General features: G+C 68.7%; 22 protein-coding genes. 13 read left to right on the plus strand and 9 right to left on the minus strand.

Annotated features, from left to right (window positions below):
• Window positions 1-66 precede the first annotated feature (66 nt).
• The 11 genes from DOM67_RS08640 to slmA all read left to right on the plus strand — a co-directional run bounded on the left by DOM67_RS08640 (window position 67) and on the right by slmA (window position 10,843).
• The gene (locus DOM67_RS08640) at window positions 67-651 is read left to right on the plus strand and encodes a TRAP transporter small permease (protein WP_110675205.1); all 585 of its coding nucleotides are present in this window, start codon (window positions 67-69) and stop codon (window positions 649-651) included.
• Window positions 651-1,934 carry a TRAP transporter large permease gene (locus DOM67_RS08645; RefSeq protein ID WP_110675206.1) on the plus strand — a complete coding sequence of 428 codons (1,284 nt, stop codon included), beginning with the start codon at window positions 651-653 and terminating at the stop codon, window positions 1,932-1,934. Before DOM67_RS08640 ends, DOM67_RS08645 begins: the two co-directional genes overlap by 1 nt.
• 1 nt (window position 1,935) lies before the next feature.
• The gene (locus DOM67_RS08650; RefSeq protein ID WP_110675207.1) at window positions 1,936-3,423 is read left to right on the plus strand and encodes a mannitol dehydrogenase family protein; all 1,488 of its coding nucleotides are present in this window, start codon (window positions 1,936-1,938) and stop codon (window positions 3,421-3,423) included.
• Between the two features lie 2 nt (window positions 3,424-3,425).
• A complete protein-coding gene (uxuA, locus tag DOM67_RS08655) occupies window positions 3,426-4,601 on the plus strand; it encodes a mannonate dehydratase (protein ID WP_110675208.1) in 1,176 nt (391 codons plus the stop codon).
• A gap of 91 nt (window positions 4,602-4,692) precedes the next feature.
• Window positions 4,693-5,121: a hypothetical protein gene (locus DOM67_RS08660; RefSeq protein WP_110675209.1), complete on the plus strand. Its 429-nt coding sequence runs from the start codon at window positions 4,693-4,695 to the stop codon at window positions 5,119-5,121.
• An 89-nt stretch (window positions 5,122-5,210) separates the two neighbouring features.
• The gene (gene coaBC / locus DOM67_RS08665; protein WP_110675210.1) at window positions 5,211-6,452 is read left to right on the plus strand and encodes a bifunctional phosphopantothenoylcysteine decarboxylase/phosphopantothenate--cysteine ligase CoaBC; all 1,242 of its coding nucleotides are present in this window, start codon (window positions 5,211-5,213) and stop codon (window positions 6,450-6,452) included.
• Window positions 6,453-6,613: 161 nt separating this feature from the next.
• Window positions 6,614-7,087, plus strand: a complete 474-nt coding sequence (gene dut, locus DOM67_RS08670; protein ID WP_110675211.1) for a dUTP diphosphatase — start codon at window positions 6,614-6,616, stop codon at window positions 7,085-7,087.
• Window positions 7,088-7,145: 58 nt separating this feature from the next.
• Window positions 7,146-7,733, plus strand: a complete 588-nt coding sequence (locus DOM67_RS08675; RefSeq protein ID WP_110675212.1) for a YaeQ family protein — start codon at window positions 7,146-7,148, stop codon at window positions 7,731-7,733.
• A complete protein-coding gene (locus DOM67_RS08680) occupies window positions 7,730-9,136 on the plus strand; it encodes a phosphomannomutase/phosphoglucomutase (protein ID WP_110675213.1) in 1,407 nt (468 codons plus the stop codon). The genes DOM67_RS08675 and DOM67_RS08680 overlap by 4 nt, the downstream gene beginning before the upstream one ends.
• 67 nt (window positions 9,137-9,203) lie before the next feature.
• Complete coding sequence (argB, locus tag DOM67_RS08685; protein WP_110675214.1) at window positions 9,204-10,100, plus strand: acetylglutamate kinase; 897 nt, start codon at window positions 9,204-9,206, stop codon at window positions 10,098-10,100.
• 128 nt (window positions 10,101-10,228) lie between these two features.
• Window positions 10,229-10,843 (plus strand): nucleoid occlusion factor SlmA, encoded by a 615-nt coding sequence (gene slmA / locus DOM67_RS08690; RefSeq protein ID WP_110675215.1) that lies wholly within the window; start codon window positions 10,229-10,231, stop codon window positions 10,841-10,843.
• A gap of 178 nt (window positions 10,844-11,021) precedes the next feature.
• Here slmA and rpoH read toward each other — a convergent pair whose 3' ends face one another.
• From rpoH to ftsY, 4 genes are all read right to left on the minus strand, one after another.
• Window positions 11,022-11,888: an RNA polymerase sigma factor RpoH gene (gene rpoH, locus DOM67_RS08695; RefSeq protein ID WP_110675216.1), complete on the minus strand. Its 867-nt coding sequence runs from the start codon at window positions 11,886-11,888 to the stop codon at window positions 11,022-11,024.
• Window positions 11,889-12,186: 298 nt separating this feature from the next.
• A complete protein-coding gene (ftsX, locus tag DOM67_RS08700; RefSeq protein ID WP_110675217.1) occupies window positions 12,187-13,158 on the minus strand; it encodes a permease-like cell division protein FtsX in 972 nt (323 codons plus the stop codon).
• Entirely contained in the window at window positions 13,155-13,823 is a 669-nt protein-coding gene (ftsE, locus tag DOM67_RS08705) for a cell division ATP-binding protein FtsE (RefSeq protein ID WP_106419408.1), read from the minus strand. The genes ftsX and ftsE overlap by 4 nt, the downstream gene beginning before the upstream one ends.
• Complete coding sequence (gene ftsY, locus DOM67_RS08710) at window positions 13,820-15,328, minus strand: signal recognition particle-docking protein FtsY (protein WP_110675218.1); 1,509 nt, start codon at window positions 15,326-15,328, stop codon at window positions 13,820-13,822. Before ftsY ends, ftsE begins: the two co-directional genes overlap by 4 nt.
• A gap of 128 nt (window positions 15,329-15,456) precedes the next feature.
• Between ftsY and rsmD the strand changes: the two genes are divergently transcribed.
• Both rsmD and DOM67_RS08720 read left to right on the plus strand, forming a co-directional pair.
• Complete coding sequence (rsmD, locus tag DOM67_RS08715; protein WP_110675219.1) at window positions 15,457-16,110, plus strand: 16S rRNA (guanine(966)-N(2))-methyltransferase RsmD; 654 nt, start codon at window positions 15,457-15,459, stop codon at window positions 16,108-16,110.
• A gap of 173 nt (window positions 16,111-16,283) precedes the next feature.
• On the plus strand, window positions 16,284-16,487 hold the full coding sequence (locus tag DOM67_RS08720; protein ID WP_110675220.1) for a cell division protein ZapB: 204 nt from the start codon (window positions 16,284-16,286) through the stop codon (window positions 16,485-16,487).
• 58 nt (window positions 16,488-16,545) lie between these two features.
• Here DOM67_RS08720 and rimI read toward each other — a convergent pair whose 3' ends face one another.
• The 5 genes from rimI to DOM67_RS08745 form a co-directional block, all read right to left on the minus strand.
• Window positions 16,546-17,034, minus strand: a complete 489-nt coding sequence (gene rimI / locus DOM67_RS08725) for a ribosomal protein S18-alanine N-acetyltransferase (protein WP_110675221.1) — start codon at window positions 17,032-17,034, stop codon at window positions 16,546-16,548.
• A 14-nt stretch (window positions 17,035-17,048) separates the two neighbouring features.
• Complete coding sequence (locus DOM67_RS08730; RefSeq protein ID WP_110675222.1) at window positions 17,049-17,879, minus strand: hypothetical protein; 831 nt, start codon at window positions 17,877-17,879, stop codon at window positions 17,049-17,051.
• Entirely contained in the window at window positions 17,876-18,187 is a 312-nt protein-coding gene (locus DOM67_RS08735) for a BolA/IbaG family iron-sulfur metabolism protein (RefSeq protein ID WP_110675223.1), read from the minus strand. The genes DOM67_RS08730 and DOM67_RS08735 overlap by 4 nt, the downstream gene beginning before the upstream one ends.
• Before the next feature lie 69 nt (window positions 18,188-18,256).
• On the minus strand, window positions 18,257-19,645 hold the full coding sequence (locus DOM67_RS08740; protein ID WP_110675224.1) for an MFS transporter: 1,389 nt from the start codon (window positions 19,643-19,645) through the stop codon (window positions 18,257-18,259).
• 55 nt (window positions 19,646-19,700) lie between these two features.
• Entirely contained in the window at window positions 19,701-20,087 is a 387-nt protein-coding gene (locus tag DOM67_RS08745; RefSeq protein WP_110675225.1) for a hypothetical protein, read from the minus strand.
• Window positions 20,088-20,233: the final 146 nt, after the last annotated feature.

Genomic DNA, 20,233 nt, shown 5'->3' on the forward strand with positions numbered 1-20,233 from the left:
CTCGCCGCAGGGCAAGCGCCACCGGCAGGCGTCTGCGCGTGCACCTTCTCTTATTCGGAGACTCCCATGACGCACCCCATCCCGGAACCCCCTTCGGTCGACGTCCAGGAAGGCCTCGAGGTGCTGAACCGCGTGCCTCGCCTGGGCGGGCCGCTGGGCAGGCTCGCGGCGCTGCTCGACCGCGTGCTGCTGACGCTGGCGGTAATCGCGCTGATCGGCCTGTCGCTGACCGTGCTACTGCAGGTGGCTTCGCGCCTGTTCCTGCCGATCACCCTGGCCTGGACCGAGGAGCTCACCCGCTACCTCTTCATCTACATGGTCTCGCTCGGCGCCGGGGTGGTGCTGCATCGCCACCGTAACGTCAATGTCGAGCTGTTCCACGCACGCCTCACGCCACGCGGGCGCGCCCTCTATCTCATCGTGATCTCGCTGATCACCCTCGGCTTCGTGGTGATGGTGCTGCCCGGCGCCTGGCAGTTCGCCCAGATCGGCGCCTTCCAGACCTCGCCGACGCTGCGAATCCCGATGATCTACATCTTCTTCTCCTCGGTGCTGCTGTTCGCCTCGCTCGCGTTCTACGCGGCGATCTGCACCCTCGAGGGGATCATGGCCCTGATCCGCCCGGCGCCCGACGCCCGGAGTGAGTGCTGATGGATATCGCCGTTCTCTTCATCACCTTTCTGGCACTACTGCTGCTCGGCCTGCCGATCGCCTTCTGCCTGGGCGTCTCCTCGGTCGCCTATCTGCTGCTCGGCGGCATCTCGCTGACCATCGTGCCGCAGCGCATGTTCTCGGGGATCGACGCCTTCGTGCTGCTGTGCATCCCCGGCTTCGTCATGGCCGGCAACCTGATGAACGTGGGCAATATCACCCAGCACATCGTGCGCTTCTCCAACGCCCTGGTCGGCCATGTCCGCGGCGGCCTGGGGCTGGCCAACGTCGGCGGCTCGATGATCTTCAGCGGTATCTCCGGCACCGCGGTGGCCGATGCCGCCAGCATCGGCTCGGTGATGATTCCGGGGATGGCCAAGAGTGGCTACGACAAGCCGTTCGCGGCCGCGGTCACCGCGGCCTCCTCGACCATCGGCCCGATCATCCCGCCCAGTGTGCCGATGATCATCGTCGGCTCACTCTCCGGCATTTCGGTCGGGCGCATGTTCCTGGCCGGCGCCGTGCCCGGCCTGCTGCTCGGCGTGGCGATGATGATCACCGTTTACTGGCTGGCGGTGAAGCGCGGTTACCCCAAGGAGCCGCGCGCCTCCTTCGGCACCCTGCTCAGGGAGGGGCGCAGCGCTTTCTGGGCGCTGCTGATGACCTTCATCATCCTCTACGGGATCATCGGCGGGCTGTTCACCCCGACCGAGGCGTCGATCGTCGCCAGTCTCTACGCGCTGCTGGTGGGCGCCTTCGTCTACAAGGGCATCAACTGGCGCAATCTCGGCGGCATCCTGACGGACACCGTGATCACCTCGGCCTCGCTGATGCTGCTGGTGGGGCTGGCCAATCTGTTCGGCTGGATTCTCACCAGCCAGCAGATCCCGCAGCTGATCGCCAGCGCGATTCTGGGCTTCAGCGACAACCCCATCGTGGTGATCCTGATCCTCAACCTGATCCTGCTCTTCGTCGGCGCCTTCATGGAGACCATCGCCGCACTGATCATCCTGTTTCCGGCGCTGCTCGGCGTCGCCACCGGTATCGGCATGGATCCGATCCATTTCGGCGTGATGGCGGTACTCAACCTGATGATCGGGCTGACCACGCCGCCGGTGGGGGTGTGCCTGTTCGTGGTCTCGAGCATCGGCAAGCTGCCGATGCTGCGCGTGGCGCGGGCGATCGTGCCGTTTCTGATCTGCAATCTTCTGGTACTGCTGCTGGTCTCCTTCGTGCCGGCGCTGTCGCTGTGGTTGCCCAACCTGCTGATGGGAGCGCCCTGAAATGTCACCCAGCGAGATCCATGTCGAACGTCACCCGGCCGCGCGGCTGCCCCGCCAGATCGGTATCGTCCATCTCGGTCTGGGCGCCTTTCACCGCGCCCACCAGGCGGTCTACCTGCAGCAGTGCCTCGAACGCACCGGTGACGAGACATGGGGCGTCTGCAGCGCCAACATCCGCGCCAATCGCACCCTGGTCGAGCAGCTGCGCGCCGGCGGCCTGCGCTACCACGTGGCCGAATACCGCGACAGCGAGCACCTCGACCTGCGCCAGATCGGGGTCATCCGCGAGGCGCTCTACGCCGGCCCCGACGGACCGGACCGGGAGGCGCTGCTGGCGCGGATGAGCGACCCTGCCGTTCGCATCGTCACACTGACGGTCACCGAGAAGGGCTACTTTCTCAATCCGGCGAGCGGCGAGCTGCTCACCCAGGCCGAGCCGATCGCCCACGACATCGCCAATCCAACGACGCCGCACACCGCACCCGGCCTGCTGGTGGCGGCGCTGGCCCGGCGCCGCGCCGCCGGCACCCCGCCCTTCACGGTGCTCTGCTGCGACAACATGCCGGCCAATGGCCAGCGCACCCGCCGCGCGGTGGTAGCACTGGCGCGCCGGCAGGACAGCGCACTGGCCGCCTGGATCGAGGCCAACGTCGCCTTCCCCTCGAGCATGGTGGATCGCATCGTGCCGGCGATGACCGACGCGGACCGGACGCGCCTGGCAGACCTGGGTGTCGACGACCCGGCGGCGGTGGTGTGCGAAGCGTTCCGCCAGTGGGTGATCGAGGAGAGGTTCCCCCAGGGCCGGCCCGACTGGGCGGGCGATGGGGTGGAGATGGTCACCGACGTGACGCCGTTCGAGACCATGAAACTGCGCCTGCTCAACGCCGCCCACTCGCTGCTCGCCTATCTGGGTGCGCTGGCCGGCATCGAGACGGTGGATGTCGCCGTCGCACGCCCGGCGCTTTGCGGGCTGCTGCGGCACTACTGGCAGCGCGAGGCAGCGCCCACCCTCGACCTGCCGGCGGGCAGCGACGCTGCGGCCTATACCGAGCGGCTGCTGGCGCGCTTCGGCAATGACAGCCTGCGTCATCGGCTACAGCAGATCGCCATGGATGGCTCGCAGAAGCTGCCCCAGCGCTGGCTGGCCGGCGCGCTCGAGAATCGGCAGAAGGGCCGGTCGCAGGCGGCGACGGCGCTCGGCGTCGCCGGCTGGATTCGCTACACCGCCGGCACCGATCTCAGCGGCCAGCCGCACGCGGTGGACGACCCCCTGGCAGAGACGTTCGCCACGCTCCATCGCCGCCACGGCGACGACCCCGCCGCACTGATCGACGCCTTTCTCGCCCTCGATGCCCTCTTCCCCACGGCACTGCGCGACGATAGGCCATTCGCCCAGCAGCTCCTCGACGCGCTGAGGCGACTGCAAAACGACGGCGTGGAGTCTGCCATTGCCGCCTTGATACCCACCGCTTCTGATCGGGACGCTTGATCATGGAACATACCTGGCGCTGGTTCGGCCCCAAAGACCCCATCGGCCTCGGCGAGATTCGTCAGGCCGGGGCGACCGGCATCGTCACCGCGCTGCACGAGATCCCCATCGGCGAGATCTGGTCGCGCGCCGCCATCCTCGAACGCAAGCAGCAGATCGAGGCGGCGGGGCTCACCTGGTCGGTGGTGGAGAGCGTGCCGGTTCATGAAGCGATCAAGCAGGGGCTGCCGGAAGCCGAACGCTATCTCGACAACTTCCGCCATACCCTGGCCAATCTCGGCGACTGCGGAATCGATGTGGTCTGCTACAACTTCATGCCGGTGCTCGACTGGACCCGCACCGATCTCGCCTGGCCCCTGCCCGCCGGCGGCACCGCCCTGCGCTTCGACCACACCGCCTTCGCCGCCTTCGACCTCTACCTGCTCGCACGCCCCGGCGCCGAAGCCGATTACGCCAGCGCCGAGCGCGACGCCGCCCGTGCCTACCTCGACCAGCTCGATGCCGCCGCCCGCCAGCGGTTGATCGAGACCATCATCGCCGGGCTACCCGGCGCAGAGGCGCACTACACCCTCGAAGACTTTCGCCACGCCCTGGCCGCCTACCGGGATATCGATGCCGAGCGCTTGCGCGTCAATCTGGCCACCTTCCTGCGCGCCGTGGTTCCCGCGGCAGAGGCAGCCGGGATACGCCTGGCGATCCACCCCGACGACCCGCCGCGCCCGCTGCTGGGGCTGCCACGGGTGGTCTCCACCGCCGCCGATGCGGCCTACGTGCTCGACAGCGCGCCCAGCCCGGCCAACGGTCTCACCTTCTGCACCGGCTCCTACGGCGTGCGCGCCGACAACGACCTGGTGGCGATGGTCGAGCGCTTCGCCCCACGCATCCACTTCGTCCATCTACGCGCGACCCGCCGCGAGGCGGACGCCTCGAGCTTCCACGAAGCCGGCCATCTGGAGGGTGACGTCGATATGGTCGGGGTGATTGCCGCGCTGGTGCGCGAAACGCGCCGGCGCCAGCGCGATGGCGGTGCGCGCCTGCCGCTGCGCCCCGATCACGGCCACCACCTGCTCGACGATCTGCAGCGCGACACTCGCCCCGGCTATCCGCTGATCGGCCGCCTCAAGGGGCTCGCCGAGCTGCGCGGGGTGGAAGCGGCGGTGAACGCGCTGCTCCGCTGAGCCCAGCGGGTGCCGGAGGGACGGTCTTGGCGGCGAGATACGCTGACTAGGCTATGGTGAAGTCACACCCTCATCCCTCGGGAGCCTCACCATGCAACGATCCTTTGCGTTCGCCCCCAGCCAGCGCCTGGCTACCCTGGCCATCGCCGCCACTCTCGCCGCCACCCTCAGCGGCGGCGTCTCCAGCGCCCTCGCCGCCGATGCCGGTGCCGCACAGGCACAGCCGGAGAGCGACCGGGTACTCAGCGGCGACGAGATCCAGCAGCGGGTGTGGGGGCACCGCGTCCACGGCGCCATGGCCAATGGCCAGTCCTACGACGAGACCTATGCCGCCGACGGCAAGATCCAGGGCGACGGCTACACCGGCCAGGCCAAGATCGTCGACGACCGCATGTGCTTCGACTACGGCAGCGACAGCGTCGAGTGCTATGGCGTGCGCGCCGCGGGCGATGACCGCATCGAGTGGCTAAAGCAGGGCGAGGTCGCCGGTGAAGGGGTGATCGAGGCGCCGGCCCAGTAGGCCAACGAGCCTGCCGGGGTGGGAGCGCGCGTTCCGCCCCGGCGCCCTGCGGTGGTAAGGTAGCGCCAATGTTTCAGGACACGTATCCCATGTCGCTACCCCTCGGGCCGGGACTCGCCGGCACCCGCATCCTGCTCGGCATCAGTGCCGGTATCGCCGCCTACAAGAGCGCCCATCTCGCCCGCCTGCTGAAGAAGAGCGGCGCCGAAGTGCGCGTGGTGATGACCGACGGCGCTCAGGCTTTCATCACCCCGCTGACGCTGCAGGCGCTCACCGGTGAGCCGGTGCGCACCTCGTTGCTCGACCCCGAGGCCGAAGCCGGCATGGGCCACATCGAGCTGGCGAAATGGGCGGATATCATCCTGATCGCCCCGGCCACCGCCGACCTGATGGCCCGCCTGGCCCACGGTCACGCCGACGACCTGCTGACCACGCTGTGCCTCGCCACGGAAGCCCGCTGCCTGATGGCACCGGCCATGAACCAGGCGATGTGGCGTCACCCGGCGACCCTGGCCAATGCCGATCGGCTGCAAGAACTGGGCTGGACCCTGCTGGGGCCGGATGCCGGCGATCAGGCCTGCGGCGATGTCGGCCTCGGGCGCATGCTCGAGCCGGAGACGATCTTCACCCGGCTGCAGCAGGCGCTCGACCCCGCAGCGGCCATCTCGACCCAGGATCTCGCCGGCCGCCGGGTGGTGATCACCGCCGGACCGACCCGCGAGGCGCTCGACCCGGTGCGCTACCTCTCCAATCACAGCTCCGGCAAGATGGGCTACGCCCTGGCCGCCGCCTGCGCCGCGCGGGGCGCCCAGGTGACGCTGGTGAGCGGTCCGGTGGCGCTGGCGACGCCGCCCGGCGTGGCGCGTGTCGACGTACTCTCGGCGTGTGAGATGCTCGCGGCCGTGGAAGCCGCACTCCCCTGCGAGCTGTTCATCGGCTGCGCCGCGGTGGCCGACTACCGCGCCGCCAGCGTTGCCGAGCACAAGCTGAAGAAGGGCGACGACACCAGCGGCATGACGCTCGAACTGGTGCGCAATCCGGATATCGTGGCCACGGTGGCTGCGCGTTCCGAGCGCCCCTTCTGCGTCGGCTTCGCCGCCGAGACCCAGGCGCTGGAAACCCATGCCGGCGACAAGCTTTCGCGCAAGCGCCTCGATCTGATCGTGGCCAACGACGTCTCCCAGGCAGGACTCGGCTTCGGTAGCGACGACAACGCCGCCACCCTGCTGTGGCGGGAAGCGGACGAGGTGCGCCGCCAGGCGCTGCCGCCCCAACCCAAGACGGCGCTGGCCACGGCGATTCTCGACCACCTGATAACGCGCCTGCCCTGACGTCCCCCCGTGCCGGCACACACCCATCAATGGACGCCGCCCTGCACGGCGGCGTTCGCCGGCCACCAAGCGATGGTAAGCTAGTGCCGACTTCTGCTGCCGCCCGCCGTCGCGGTGGCGATATTCTATTCATCACGTTTTTGCAGGAATCACGTTTCGTCATGACCAGCCCCGCCTCGCCCGCGCCCAAGCTCGCGGTCAAGATTCTCGATCCGCGCGTGCACGACTATCCGCTGCCCCACTACGCCACCGAGGGCAGTGCCGGCATGGACCTGCGCGCCCTGCTCGACGCCCCGCTGACGCTGGCCCCCGGCGACAGCGCGCTGGTGCGTACCGGCCTGGCGATCCATATCGGCAATCCGCAGCTCGCCGGCGTGGTGCTGCCGCGCTCCGGGCTGGGCCACAAGCACGGCATCGTACTGGGCAACCTGGTCGGCCTGATCGACTCCGACTACCAGGGCGAGCTGATGATCTCGGTCTGGAACCGCGGCCGCGACACCTTCACGCTGGAACCCGGCGAGCGTCTGGCCCAGTACGTGCTGGTTCCGGTCATGCAGGCCGAGCTCGAGATCGTCGAAGACTTCGTCGCCACCGAGCGTGCTGCCGGCGGCTTCGGCCATTCCGGCCGGCAGTGACCAGCGCCCAGGATAGAAATCCTGAGGCGACAACCGTGAAGCGAGCAAGGAGAGTCGCGTGGCGCTAGGCGCAACCATCTACAAGGCCAGGCTCAATCTGAGTGACCTGGACCACCACTACTACGCCACCCACGCCCTGACCGTGGCATGCCACCCCTCCGAGACCGCCACCCGCCTGATGGTGCGGCTGCTCGCGTTCATCGACAACGCCCACACGCTCAACGCGCCGGCCAATCAGGCGCCGGGCGAACTGAGCATGACCCGAGGCCTGAGCAGCGACGACGAACCGGATCTGTGGCTCACCGCCGCCGACGGGCGCATCCTGGCCTGGATCGAACTGGGCGAGCCGTCGCTCAAGCGTATCAAGCAGGGGCTCTCCCGCGCCGAGACGGTGCTCGTCTACCCCTACTCGCCGCGCAGTGCCGAGCAGTGGTGGAGAAAACTCGGCGACGACATTCGTGCCCTGCCCCGGGTCCGCGTGCTGAGCGTGCCGGCGGCTCCGCTGGAGGCGCTGACCGGCTGGGTAGAGCGCAACATCACTCTGGACGCCACGCGCATGGAGGGGCAGTGGCTGCTGACCGATGGCCAGGCCACGGTATCGCTGGAGTTCGAGCGCTGGAGCGGCCCCGCCGAGGAGACCCCATGAACCGAGACCCACAGACACCCGCCAACGCAGTGCCCGCCTCGATCTTTCGCGCCTATGACATTCGCGGCGTGGTCGGAGAGACCCTCACCGAAGAGGGCGTCGAGTGGATTGGCCGCGCCATCGGCAGCGAAGCCGAGGCCCGCGGCCAGCAGTGCGTGATCGTCGCCCGCGACGGGCGCCACTCCGGGCCCGCCCTGGCGGCGGCGCTGATCCGCGGCCTGCGCGCCGCCGGCATTGATGTGATCGACATCGGCCGGGTGCCGACCCCGGTGCTCTACTTCGCCACCGCCACCCTGGCCGAGAGCGCCAGCGGGGTGATGGTCACCGGCAGTCACAATCCGCCCGACTACAACGGCCTGAAGATCGTGCTCGATGGTGTGGCACTCTCCAACGAGGCGATCACCGCGCTGCATACGCGTATCCGCCAGGGTGACCTGAGCCACGGCGAGGGCCGCCTGGAAAGCCGCGATCTGAGCCAGGCCTATCTCGACCGCATCCTCGGCGACGTGCACCTGGCGCGGCCGCTCAAGGCGGTGGTGGATTGCGGCAACGGCGTCGCCGGCGAGCTCGGCCCCAGGCTGATCGCAGCACTGGGTGCGGATACCGTACCGCTCTATGCCGAGATCGACGGTGACTTCCCCCATCACCACCCGGACCCCGGCAAGCCCGAGAATCTGACCGATCTGATCGCCGCCGTAGCCGCCCACGACGCCGACATCGGGCTGGCGTTCGACGGCGACGGCGACCGTCTGGGCGTGGTCACCCCAGCGGGAGAGATCATCTACCCTGATCGCTTGCTGATGGCCTTCGCCGAGGACATGCTCGAACGCAACCCGGGCGCCAGGGTGATCTTCGACATCAAGTGCACCGGCCATCTGCCCCGGCGCATCGAGCGCGCCGGCGGCGAGCCGGAGATGTGGCGCACCGGCCACTCGCTGATCAAGGCCCGCATGCGCGAGACCGGAGCCCAGCTCGGCGGCGAGATGAGCGGACACATCTTCATCAAAGAGCGCTGGTACGGTTTCGACGATGGTCTCTACGCCGCCGCCCGGCTGCTCGAGATCCTGGCGGGCCAGTCGCGGGACGCGAACGCCTTCTTCGCCGACTATCCGCAGGACCCGAGCACGCCGGAGCTCAACGTCGCGGTCAGCGACGAGACCAAGTTCGCCATCGTCGCGCGCCTGGCGGAGAATGGCGATTTCGGCCCGGACGGCGTCAAGACCTCGCTGGACGGCATTCGCGTCGACTACCCCGACGGCTGGGGGTTGTGCCGCGCCTCCAACACCACACCGATGCTGGTGCTGCGCTTCGAGGGCCAGGATCAGGCCGCGCTCGAACGCATCCAGGGATATTTCCGCCACGCCCTCGAGGCCGTGGTGCCCGACGCGACGCTGCCGTTCTGAGCGCGCCGGGGCAGGCAGGAACAGGCATCAAGGGACATTCATTTCAACCTGGGAGCAGTGACGACTCATGAGCGTTAGCCCACGCGACCCGCGCCACGTGGTCGAGATCCTTTCCGAGGCGCTGCCATACATCCAGCGCTACTCGGGCAAGACGATCGTGGTCAAGTATGGCGGCAACGCCATGACCGAGGACACGCTGATCGACTCCTTCGCCCGCGACATGGTGCTGATGAAGGAGGTCGGCATCAATCCGGTGGTGGTCCACGGCGGCGGCCCGCAGATCGGCCAGCTCCTGGCCCGGCTCAACATCGAATCGCGCTTCGTCGACGGCATGCGCGTCACCGATGCCGAGACCATGGACGTGGTCGAGATGGTACTCGGCGGCCTGGTCAACAAGAGCATCGTCAACCAGATCAACCAGTGCGGTGGCAAGGCGATCGGCCTGACCGGCAAGGACAGTGCCCAGATCCGTGCGCGCCAGCTCAAGGTCGAGCGGCGCACCCCGGAGATGACCGCCTCGGAGATCATCGATATCGGCCATGTGGGCGAGGTCGAGCACATCTCCACCGATCTGATCGAGATGCTCTCGAAGGCCGACTACATTCCGGTGATCGCGCCGATCGGGGTCGACGCCGAGGGCCACAGCTACAATATCAATGCCGACCTGGTCGCCGGCAAGGTGGCCGAGGCGCTGAAGGCGGAGAAGCTGATGCTGCTGACCAACGTCGCCGGCCTGCAGGACGCCGACGGCAATGTCATGACCGGGCTCTCCACCGAACAGGTCGACGCGCTGATCGCTGACGGCACCATCTACGGCGGCATGCTGCCCAAGATCCGCTGCGCCCTGGAGGCGGTCAAGGGCGGTGTGGGCAGTGCGGTGATCGTCGACGGCCGGGTGGTCCACTCCACCCTGCTGGAGATCTTCACCGACGCCGGCGTCGGTACCCAGATCGTCGCACGCTAGCGCACTTTCGACGCGGGCCAGGAAGGCCCGCTCCGCTCTGCCTCGTCCGGGTCGTCATCGCCCCGGCAGCGCAGGGGGCGGAGTCACTCCAGGCAGGAGCCAAGACACCACTACCGACAAGAACGCTCATGACGCAGGCAACTTCAACGCTCTCCCGCCGCGAGCAGATCCTCCAGGCACTCGCACTGATGCTGGAAGAGGACAGCGGCAAACGTATCACCACCGCCGCCCTGGCGCGCCAGGTCGGTGTCAGTGAAGCGGCGCTCTATCGCCACTTCCCCAGCAAGGCGCGCATGTTCGAGGGGCTGATCGAGTTCATCGAGACGAGCCTGTTCGAACGCATCCGGCGGATTCTCGAAGAGACGCCGGAGGCCCTGGGGCGCTGCGAAAAGATCGTGCAACTGGTGCTGATGTTCGCCGAGAAGAACCCCGGGCTCAGCCGACTGATGGATGGCGACGTGCTCACCGGCGAGACGGCGCGGCTGCGCACGCGCATGTCTCAGCTGTTCGAGCGCCTGGAGACCCAGTTCAAGCAGATCCTGCGCGAAGCCGAACTGCGCGAGGGGCTGCGTCCACGGGTCGCCGTCTCGGCCAGCGCCAATCTGCTGGCTGCCTTCGTCGAGGGTCGCATCAGTCAGTACGTGCGCAGCGATTTCCGCCACCTGCCGAGCGCCCACTGGGAAGACCAGTGGACCCTGCTCGGCGCGCAGTTGCTGATCGGGCGCGCCACCACCAGCGCCTGACCCGACACCAGCCGGCGTGACACCGGGGAACTAAAAAGCCCGGCCATGCATCAGCATGGCCGGGCTTTGTATGTCTTGGCAGCGTCTACAAACGCCTAGGCCTGAGTTGACGCGCCAAGTCTGGGATGACACGCCAACAGCATGAACCGGCAACGCCTGACGGCGCGCCGGTCCTCGATCAGGCAGCGAGAGCGTCGCCCAGTTGCTGCTTGATCTTCTTCATGGCGTTCTTCTCCAGCTGACGGATACGCTCCGCGGAGACGCCGTAGACGTCGGCGAGCTCGTGCAGCGTCGACTTCTCCTCGGAGAGCCAGCGCCGCTGCAGGATATCCCGCGAGCGGTCGTCGAGCAGCGCCAGCGCATCACGCAGGCGGCGGGTGTAGTCCGCCTCCCAGTCGTCGGCTTCGAGCTGCGCCGCCGGGTCGAAGCTGCTGTCCTCGAGATACTGGGCCGGGGCCTGGTAGCTCTGCTCGTCGTCTTCGCCGGGGCTGGCGTCGAAACCGGCGTCATAGGCCGAGAGCCGACCTTCCATCTCGCGCACCACCTTGGGCTTGACGTCGAGATCCTTGGCGATGGCGTCGACTTCGTCGTTGTTCAGCCACGCCAGGCGCTTCTTGGCGCTGCGCAGGTTGAAGAACAGCTTGCGCTGCGCCTTGGTGGTGGCGATCTTGACGATCCGCCAGTTGCGCAGCACGTATTCGTGGATTTCGGCCTTGATCCAGTGCACCGCGAAGGAGACCAGGCGCACCCCCTGATAGGGGTCGAAGCGCTTGACCGCCTTCATCAGGCCGACGTTGCCCTCCTGGATCAGATCGGCCTGGGGCAGACCGTAGCCCGAGTAGCTGCGCGCGATGTGCACCACGAAACGCAGGTGCGACATGATCAGCCGGCGCGCCGACTCCAGGTCGTCCTCTTCGTGCAGGCGCACCGCCAGGGCGTGCTCCTCTTCGGCCGTCAGCACGGCGATGCCGTTGACCGCCTGGATATAACCGTTGAGGTCGTGGCCCGGCGAAAGGTTTCCGATGGGTTGAAGACTGGTGCTCATATGCCGTGTCTCCATGCTAGGCGGTGCCCGGTTGCCGAGCGCACTATCGCTCGGGCGTCGCATCGCACCGCCGCAGGTTGTTAGGCCTGTCTATGATCGAGGAATGCTTCTATGACCCCGAGTGTAGACAAAAGTTCAATCGTTGAGCCAGCGCGACCCGGCGTTGGGACGGCTATCGACATCATGCCTCGAGACTATGACTACCCCGAGTGAAACGATGACCATGCCAGCCGCTACTGCCATTCCAAGCTGACGTGAAGATGACGCAGACGTCGCGTGCCGTCTCGATCGGTACGCGCTAGCGCGGCTTGGTCTCCGCCAGATGACGACCGACGGCGAGCCACGCGCCCAACCAGCCCAATAGTGTACTAAAAAGCAGCAGAAAAACCGAGTTGGACACGCCTAAAGTCGGTAGTGCGAAGCGCGCGCCGTAGCTCTCGGCCAGCGCGTTCACCGGCGCGGCCAGCCAGTTGCCCCCCAGGGCCAGTATGCCCAGCGCCAGCAGGCCGCCGCCGAGCCCGTACCAGGCGCCGCTGTAGAGAAACGGCCGCCGTACGAAGGCGTGGGTGGCACCGATCAGGGTCACCACTTCGATCTCCTGACGCCGACTCTCCACCGCCAGGCGGATGGTATTGCCCACCACCAGCAGTACCCCGAGCCCGAACAGCAGGCCCAGCGCCAGCGCCACCCGCTGGCCCAGCGCCGCCAACTGCTGCAGGCGGTCGAGCCAGGCCAGATCGAGGCGCACTTCATCCACCCCCGGCAGCTGGCCGAGACGCTGGCTCAACGCCTGCACCGCGGCCGGGGAGGGGTCATCCGGTGTCACCACCACGCTGGCCGGCAGCGGGTTGCGCTCGAGCTGGCTGAGCGCGTCGTCCACCCCCAGCGCGCGCTGGAACTCGTCCAGCCCCTCGGCGGCAGTCACCAGCCGCGTCCCGGCCACGCCGGGCTCGGCACCCAGCGTCTCGGAGAGCGCCAGGGCACGGCTCTCGTCGATATCGTGATCGAAGTAGACGGTCAGCGTGGCGCTCTCGTCGAGCTGGGCATCGAGCAGCTGGGCGCTGTCCAGCACCAGCCACAGTCCGGCGGGCAGGATCAGCGCAATGGCGATCGCCAGCATCGTCAGCAGCGTGGCCAGCGGACGCCGTACCAGGCGCAGGGCACTGTCGCCGAGCATGGCGCGATGGTGACGCAGCCAGGCCCGCCCGCCCCCGGCGGGCCCCGGTCGGGCGCGCTGGGCGCCGCGCGGCGCCGGCTGACGTTCGCTCATGCCGCCTCCCCGTCGCGGACCAGGCGCCCCTCGCGCAGCTTGAGCACGCGATGGCGCAGACGCGCGATCAGGGCCAGGTCGTGGCTGGCGATCAGCACCGTGGTGCCGATGCGATTGAAGTCCTCGAACAGCCGCATGATATCGGCCGAGAGCTGGGGGTCGAGGTTGCCGGTGGGCTCATCGGCGAGCAGCAGCGCCGGTTTGTTGACCACCGCACGGGCGATGCCGACCCGCTGCTGTTCGCCGGTGGAGAGTTCGATCGGCAGCGCGCGCTCGCGGTGCAAGAGGCCGACCTTGTCGAGCGCCGCGCGCACCCGGCGCGCCGCCTCGTGGGGCTCGATCCCCTGGATGGTCAGCGGCAGGGCCACATTGGCGAAGATATCGCGGTCGAACAGCAGCTGGTGATCCTGGAACACCACCCCGATCTGGCGCCGGTAATAGGGCACCTGGCTGAGGTGCAGGCGGTCGAGATCGTGCCCGGCGACCAGCACGCGCCCGCGGGAAGGACGCTCGAGGCGCATGATCAGCCGCAGCAGCGAGCTCTTGCCGGCGCCGGAGTGGCCGGTGAGGAACAGCATCTCACCGCGCTCGACCCGGAAATTGATATCGGCGAGCGCCTCGAAACGCCCGCCGTAGCGCTTGCCGACATGCTCGAACGCGATCATGAAGCGGCGTCACCGTCCCGGTCGAACAGCGCCTTGACGAAGGTGTCGGCATCGAACGGACGCAGATCGTCGAGCGTCTCGCCGACCCCAATGAAACGGATCGGCGTGCCCATCTTCTTGGCCAGGGCGAAGATGATGCCGCCCTTGGCGGTGCCGTCGAGCTTGGTCAGGGTGATGCCGGTGACCGGAATCGCCTCGTCGAAGGTGGTGGCCTGGGAGATGGCGTTCTGGCCGGTACCGGCGTCGAGCACCAGCATCACCTCGTGGGGCGCGGAGGCGTCGAGCTTGGCCATGACCCGCTGCACCTTCTTGAGCTCCTCCATCAGGTGGCTCTTGTTGTGCAGCCGCCCGGCGGTGTCGGCGATCAGCACATCGACCTTGCGCGCCCGCGCCGCCGCCACCGCGTCATAGATCACCGAGGCGCTGTCGGCACCGGTGTGCTGGGCGATCACCGGCACCCGGTTACGCTCGCCCCATACCTTGAGCTGCTCCACCGCCGCGGCGCGGAAGGTGTCACCGGCCGCCAGCATCACGCTGCGGCCCTCGTTCTGGAAGCGCTGGGTCAGCTTGCCGATGGTGGTGGTCTTACCCACCCCATTGACCCCGACCATCAGGATCACGAACGGCCCTTCGCCCTTGGGCGGCAGCGTCAGCGGCTGGGTCACCGGTTCGAGCAGCGCCGCCAGCTCCTCCTGCAGGGCGCGGTAGAGCGCATCGGCATCGGCGAGCTCCTTGCGCGAGACGCGCTCGGTCAGCCGCGCGATGATCTCGCTGGTGGCCTCGATGCCCACGTCCGCCAACAGCAGCTGGGTTTCGAGATCCTCCATCAGCTCGTCGTCGATCTGCTTCTTGCCCAGCAGCAGATCGGCGATGCCATCGGTCAGATTGGCGCGGGTACGCCCGAGACCGGCGCGTACCCGCGCCAGCCAGCCGCCCTTGGGCTTCTCGCGCGGGGCCGGGGGCGCCTGCGCCGGCAGACTCTCGGACGCGCCGCTCTCGGCCGGCAGCGGCTCACTGGCGGCGACCTCGGCGGGGGCCGCCTCGGCCGCTGCCGCCGGCGCCATGTCGGTAGCGGGCTCATCCTCGGCCAGCGCCTTGGTATCGCTTTCGTTCAGCGCCGTGGCATCGCTCTCGCTCGGCGCCGTGGCATCGTGGGCCAGTGCCGTCTCGCGGCTCGGCTCGGCCGGGGTTTCGCCGAGGGCGGAGGTCGCGGCCTCGTCGGCCAGCGGGGCATCCAGCGCCGCACGGGCGGCGGTCGTCTCGACCGGCTCGGGGGCGTAGTCGACCGCAGCGCCGCGCTCGGGGTCGGCGGCCTGCACCACCTCGTCTGCGGCGGACGCCTCAGGCTCGGGGTGCACCTCCTGCACCGCGGCGTCCGCTGTCGGCGCCTCGGTCTCGGCGGCGCGGGCCTCCTCGGCGGCGCGCGCTTCGGCCGCCTCCGCTTCCCGGCGGGCGGCTTCCTGCTCCTGCTGCTGTTTCTTGCGGCTCTTGAATAGTCCGAACATGGATGACTTCGCTGCTGATGGCCGTGGCGACGACGCCTTCCCGGCGGGCGTAGACACGGCCTCGGAAAAGGTCGATATCGAGCGTCAATCCTATCACCGCGAGGGTGGCGGGGGTACAATTGCGCGCCATGAATCGACGTCGATCCCAGCGTGGCGCCCCGGGCGGGCGGGCCACCTCCCCTGCCGCCGACAGCGGCCGTCGCGGCCAGCGTGCCTCACACGGTGGGCGCGGCGAACTGCGCCTGATCGGTGGCGAATTTCGCCGCCGCCGGCTGCCGATTCTCGACAGCCCCGGGCTGCGTCCGACACCGGACCGGGTGCGCGAGACGCTGTTCAACTGGCTCGCCAGTGAGCGCTACACCGCACGGGTACTGGACCTGTTCGCCGGTACCGGCGCGCTGGGGCTGGAGGCGCTCTCCCGCGGCGCCGGCGAGGTACACTTCGTCGAAGCGGCGGCCCCGGTAGCCGCCGCGCTGACGCGTAACCTGGCCACGCTGGGGGCTGAGGCCACGGTGCATCGCAGCGATGTCGCCGCCTATCTGACCGGACCCGCGGCCCCCTGCGGGCTGGTGTTCCTCGACCCCCCGTTCCGCCAGGGGCTGGCGGCGGCCACCTGCGAACGGCTGGAGCAAGGGGGCTGGCTCGAACCGCACGCCTGGATCTATGTCGAGACCGAGCACGAGCTGGCGTGGCAGTCGCCGCCCGGGTGGCAACTGCACCGGGAACTGCGCGCCGGCGACAGCCACGCCCGGCTGTTCCGGCGCACTCCGCCGGAGGCCTGACGCCGCCCGTGCTGCCGTCTCCACATCGAGACGCTTGTCGCCGCCGGCCACGCCACGTAGGCTGGCGGCCAGCCGAGTCATCGGCAGTCGCGGGCGTCACTCACCCGCATGACCGCAGGCTGGCGGTCACGCTTGTGTCACCTGCAGCCGTCGTCAACCCCAAGGAGAGCGTCATGAACGGAGAGATCTTCGCCCAGCTCGAACAGAAGATTCAGAATGCCGTCGACAGCATCGAAATGCTGAAGATGGAAAACGAAGAGCTGAAGGCCGAGAACGCCCAGCTGCGCCAGGAGCGCGACGAGTGGGAACGCCGCCTGGGCGGCCTGCTCGACAAGCTGCGCGCCCTCGACGAGACACCCAGCGACGCCGGAGCCTGAGGCCCCGCTCAGCCCGTCTCGCGGCACCGGCGACCGCCCCGGTCGTCGGTGCCACCGCCTACTCCGCTGAGGCGCCTGCCGCCAACCCCCGCGACATCAACACCGCCTCTTCACTGCCGCCGTCATCACAGCGGTAGTACCCCCGCCGCCGGCCATCCTCGGCGAAGCCCAGCTTGTGGTAGAGCCGCTGCGCGGCCTGGTTCGACGCCCTCACCTCCAGCAGCATGCGCTCGGCCCCACGCCGCGCCGTCCGCGCCAGCAGCCACGCCAACAGCGCCGCGGCAAGACCGCGCCGGCGCGCAGCGGGGTGCACGCTGATCGACTGCAGCTCGGCATCGAACGGCAGATAGGCCACCACCGCCACCGCGCGCAGCTCGGCGGCCTCGAACACGCCCCACACTTCCAGGGTGTCGTCACTCAGCGCGCTGCCGAGCAGTGTGGCCGACCAGGCATCATCGTTAGCGAGCGCTTCGAAGCGGGCCCAGGGCGTCAGATCGTCCGCGCCCAGCAGACGCGGCGATGCCGGGAGAGAGGGGATGGCACTCATGCTGACGCCTCGGCTCAGGCGGTGCCGGCAGTCGCCTGCCGCCACGCCTCGCCAGTGGCATGCAGCTGCGGCCAGCAGGCACGCTTGGCCGCCGTGTCGCCGAGCAGGGTGCCCGGGTGCGGCCAGCGGTGGCAGTCGACCTCGAACGGCGTGTCGTCGTCCGCGAACAGCGCCTCGGCATCAGCGCCGGGAATCACGATGGCGCCGGAGATACTCAGGCCGTTGCGCATCGCCTGACCGCGACAGAACACCGCCAGGCCGTCGCGGGCCTCATTGACGGGATCGTCCACCGGCGCCTCCATCAGCGGCCAGTCGAGGCTCGAAAGCGCACGCCAGTCGCCGGGCAGCCCGGCGGCCACGAGCATCTGCTTGAGCAGCGCCTGGGCCGCCGACGACAGCCCCTCGCGCCCCCCCGGCAGCAGCAGCCACCAGCGCTGGTCGAGCACCGCCAGCGTCAGCGAAAAGCGCAGCGGCGCCGCCCGCTCGGCGGCCGCCGCCACCGGAGCCGGGGGGGCGGCGGTCGTATCGTCAGCGGGCGCAGGCGCTTCGGCGGGTGCCTGATCTTCGCCCAGCAGGGCGCGGGCACGCGCCACCGGAGCACTGCCCTCAACACGCTCGACGGGCTCGGGAGGCGCCACAGCGGGTGCGGGCGCTGCGGGTTCGGAATGGGCGGGGGGCGTCTCCAGCAGCGCGTGAAGACGCTGGCCCGGCGCGGGCTTCTCCGCCGCCGGCACCGCCCACTCACACTGTTCGGTGGGTCGGGCGTTGATCAAGCGGTAGCGCGAGACCCAGGCCGGAACGCCCATCGCCTCGAGGTACTGCAGCCGTTGGGGGTCGGCGATCACCGCCCGCCTCCCCCGCGACAGTTGGGCGAGTCGGGTCGACTGCCGCCACGCGCTTCCCACTGCTGCGGCGTGTAGAGGTGCAGCGCCAGGGCGTGCACCGGCCCGGCCAGCTCATCGGCCAGCACCGAATAGATCAACTGGTGGCGCTTGACCGGCATCAGCCCGGCGAAGCGCTCGGAGACCAGGGTCACCTTGAAGTGGGTTTCCGAGTCGGGCGGCACATGGTGCATGTGGCTCTCGTTCTCGACCGTCAGATACTGCGGCTCGAGCGCGGCCAACTTCTCTTCGATGCGGGTTTGAACACTCATGCAACACCTCCTGTGCCAGTCGGTTCATTGTAACGTCTGGCGGCCGCCGCGGCGACGGCACCCGCTGCCTCAGCCGCGTCGATCGCGGGCCGCCAGCGGTATCCGGTAGAGGCTCAGCGCCAGCGCCACCACCACCGAGACGCAGCCCAGCCACAGCGACAGCGTCAGCGAGCCGAACGACAGCCCCAGGATCAGACCCACCAGCGCAGTCCCCAGGGACTGGCCGAAGGTGCGCACCGAGGCGAGCACACCGGAGGCGTTGGCACTCAGCGCCAGCGGCACGCTGCCGATCATCTCGCGGTTGTTGGGCGCCTGGAACAGGCCGTAGCCGACGCCGCACAGCGCCGTGCGCCAGATCACGTCGAGATGGCTGGAGTCGGCGTCGAGCCCGGTCAGCGCCAGCATGCCGAGCAGGAACAGACCCAGACCCAGCGAACTGATCAGCGCCGGATTGCCCTTGTCGGCAAGGCGCCCGGCCACCGGGCCGATCACCATGATCACCAGCGGCCAGGGCGTGAACAGCAAAGCCGAGGCGATCGGCGAGACGCCCATCACCCGCTGGTAGAGAAACGGCAGCCCGACGAAGGCGATGCCCTGGGCCAGGAAGGCGAACATCGAGGTGATCGCGGCGAACGAGAAGCGCGGCTCCTCGAACAGCGCCAGCGGCACCAGCGGGCTGGCGACGTGGCGCTGACGATAGACGAAGCCGACCAGGCAGGCCAGCGCCAGGGCCAGGGTGGCCAGCGCCATCGCTCCGCCGCCGCCGTGGCCGAATTGATCCAGGGCGAAGACACTGCCGCTCAGCATCACGATCGACAGCAGCGCGCCCCAGACATCGAAGCGCACCCGCTGTGCCGGCTCACGCGGCAACGAGCGCAGCGCCAGGAACAGCGCCAGCAGCCCCACCGGCACGTTGATCGCGAACAGCCACGGCCAGCTCGCCAGATGCAGGATCAGACCGCCGATCGAGGGCCCGGCGGCGATCCCGAAAGCCACGGTAAGCGCACTGAGCCCGATCGCCGAGCCCAGCAGACGGGTGGGAAAGATGATGCGATAGAGTGACGGCCCGATACTCAGCATCGCCGCCGCGCCGATCCCCTGCAGCATGCGCGACACCAGCAGCAGCTCGAACGAGCGCGATAGCGCGCAGGCCAGCGATGCCAGGGTGAACACCGCCAGGCCGCCGATATAGAGCCGATGCCGGCCGATGACCCGGCTCAGCGCGGCGAAGGTGAGCAACAGCGCCGCGGTGACCAGCTGGTAGACGTTGGCGATCCAGATCGACGCCGCGCCACTGATGCCGAGCTCGTCGGCCAGGGTCGGCAGCGCGATATTGACGATGCCGCTGTCGAGCACCGCCATCTGTGTGCCGGTGACCAGCGCCAGCAGCGCCAGCTTGCGCTCGCGCCCGGGCAGCCCGTCGTCGCCGTCACGTACCTCGAACAACCGTTTCAGCATGCCGCCACGCCCACCTCCGGCAGCAGGCGGCGTCCAACCAGGCCCAGGATCTCGCTCACTCCTCGTCGGTCTCCATCAGCAGCTCGTCATCGACCTCGGCGGTCTCCAGCTCGACCTCGTCATCCAGGTCGATCGCCAGATAGCTGTGCTCGACGATCAGGAACTGCTCGAACAGCGCCAGATCGACCACCTCCGGCCACTGCCGCGAATCCTCTTCCCAGGCGCGCAGCTCGCTCTCGAGAATATCCACGCAGCGCTCCTCGACGTAGGCCGCCAGCGCTTCCGGCGTATCCATCTCGGGAATCAGATAGACGGTGGTCTCCGCCGCGATGTCGTCGAGGGTAAGATCGTCCTCGCCCATGGTGGGTTCGAGCGAATTGACCCAGTCGACGAAGGCCTGAGTGGGCTTCACGCTGAGTGCGGAACGGTTGAGCAGCTTCATGGTGTCACCCCTTTGCATCGAAACCGACGGCGTCGAATTTGCCAGCCCTGAGGCCGGCGATCTCGAAGCCGCACTGGTGCGGCGCTGCGCGCAGCGCCGACAGTATGAGCGTTCGTCGCGCCCATGACCAACACCGGATTGCCGCG

It is taken from the genome of Salinicola sp. RZ23 (assembly GCF_003206675.1).
Taxonomy (GTDB): Bacteria; Pseudomonadota; Gammaproteobacteria; order Pseudomonadales; family Halomonadaceae; genus Salinicola; species Salinicola endophyticus.

What these genes read in the sequence shown, in the direction of transcription:
- DOM67_RS08640 (WP_110675205.1), top strand. Translation starts at nt 67, where the DNA reads ATGACGCACCCCATCCCGGAACCCCCTTCGGTCGACGTCCAGGAAGGC.
- DOM67_RS08645 (WP_110675206.1), top strand. Translation starts at nt 651, where the DNA reads ATGGATATCGCCGTTCTCTTCATCACCTTTCTGGCACTACTGCTGCTC.
- DOM67_RS08650 (WP_110675207.1), top strand. Translation starts at nt 1,936, where the DNA reads ATGTCACCCAGCGAGATCCATGTCGAACGTCACCCGGCCGCGCGGCTG.
- uxuA (WP_110675208.1), top strand. Translation starts at nt 3,426, where the DNA reads ATGGAACATACCTGGCGCTGGTTCGGCCCCAAAGACCCCATCGGCCTC.
- DOM67_RS08660 (WP_110675209.1), top strand. Translation starts at nt 4,693, where the DNA reads ATGCAACGATCCTTTGCGTTCGCCCCCAGCCAGCGCCTGGCTACCCTG.
- coaBC (WP_110675210.1), top strand. Translation starts at nt 5,211, where the DNA reads ATGTCGCTACCCCTCGGGCCGGGACTCGCCGGCACCCGCATCCTGCTC.
- dut (WP_110675211.1), top strand. Translation starts at nt 6,614, where the DNA reads ATGACCAGCCCCGCCTCGCCCGCGCCCAAGCTCGCGGTCAAGATTCTC.
- DOM67_RS08680 (WP_110675213.1), top strand. Translation starts at nt 7,730, where the DNA reads ATGAACCGAGACCCACAGACACCCGCCAACGCAGTGCCCGCCTCGATC.
- argB (WP_110675214.1), top strand. Translation starts at nt 9,204, where the DNA reads ATGAGCGTTAGCCCACGCGACCCGCGCCACGTGGTCGAGATCCTTTCC.
- slmA (WP_110675215.1), top strand. Translation starts at nt 10,229, where the DNA reads ATGACGCAGGCAACTTCAACGCTCTCCCGCCGCGAGCAGATCCTCCAG.
- rpoH (WP_110675216.1), bottom strand. Translation starts at nt 11,888, where the DNA reads ATGAGCACCAGTCTTCAACCCATCGGAAACCTTTCGCCGGGCCACGAC.
- ftsX (WP_110675217.1), bottom strand. Translation starts at nt 13,158, where the DNA reads ATGAGCGAACGTCAGCCGGCGCCGCGCGGCGCCCAGCGCGCCCGACCG.
- ftsE (WP_106419408.1), bottom strand. Translation starts at nt 13,823, where the DNA reads ATGATCGCGTTCGAGCATGTCGGCAAGCGCTACGGCGGGCGTTTCGAG.
- ftsY (WP_110675218.1), bottom strand. Translation starts at nt 15,328, where the DNA reads ATGTTCGGACTATTCAAGAGCCGCAAGAAACAGCAGCAGGAGCAGGAA.
- rsmD (WP_110675219.1), top strand. Translation starts at nt 15,457, where the DNA reads ATGAATCGACGTCGATCCCAGCGTGGCGCCCCGGGCGGGCGGGCCACC.
- DOM67_RS08720 (WP_110675220.1), top strand. Translation starts at nt 16,284, where the DNA reads ATGAACGGAGAGATCTTCGCCCAGCTCGAACAGAAGATTCAGAATGCC.
- rimI (WP_110675221.1), bottom strand. Translation starts at nt 17,034, where the DNA reads ATGAGTGCCATCCCCTCTCTCCCGGCATCGCCGCGTCTGCTGGGCGCG.
- DOM67_RS08735 (WP_110675223.1), bottom strand. Translation starts at nt 18,187, where the DNA reads ATGAGTGTTCAAACCCGCATCGAAGAGAAGTTGGCCGCGCTCGAGCCG.
- DOM67_RS08740 (WP_110675224.1), bottom strand. Translation starts at nt 19,645, where the DNA reads ATGCTGAAACGGTTGTTCGAGGTACGTGACGGCGACGACGGGCTGCCC.
- DOM67_RS08745 (WP_110675225.1), bottom strand. Translation starts at nt 20,087, where the DNA reads ATGAAGCTGCTCAACCGTTCCGCACTCAGCGTGAAGCCCACTCAGGCC.